Here is a 332-nt window from a genome sequence, read left to right on the forward strand (position 1 = left end):
ATTCAAAGCTTGTTTAAAAACTCTAATTCACTCGGTTTTGCTTGGTAAAATCATAAATTTTACTTACTTATCTAGTTTTCAATGTACAAAAAAATGGTGGGCCTAAGTGGACTCGAACCACCGACCTCACGCTTATCAGGCGTGCGCTCTAACCAGCTGAGCTATAGGCCCATTTCTTTTGAATACTCTAATGAGCACTCAAAACTGAATACAATATGTCAATGTTATTCCTGCATCTTCGTGAGAAGATGTTCCGAATATATCCTTAGAAAGGAGGTGATCCAGCCGCACCTTCCGATACGGCTACCTTGTTACGACTTCACCCCAATCAT

The 332-nt window shown here is 40.4% G+C and carries 1 tRNA gene and 1 rRNA gene; both read right to left on the minus strand.

Annotated features, from left to right (window positions below):
• Positions 1 to 94 precede the first annotated feature (94 nt).
• Positions 95 to 171, minus strand: a tRNA-Ile gene (locus ACSULM_RS12510).
• A gap of 98 nt (positions 172 to 269) precedes the next feature.
• Positions 270 to 332, minus strand: a 16S ribosomal RNA gene (locus ACSULM_RS12515); the annotation flags it as partial.

The sequence above is a fragment of the Staphylococcus caeli genome (genome assembly GCF_051413795.1).
Classification (GTDB): domain Bacteria; phylum Bacillota; class Bacilli; order Staphylococcales; family Staphylococcaceae; genus Staphylococcus; species Staphylococcus caeli_A.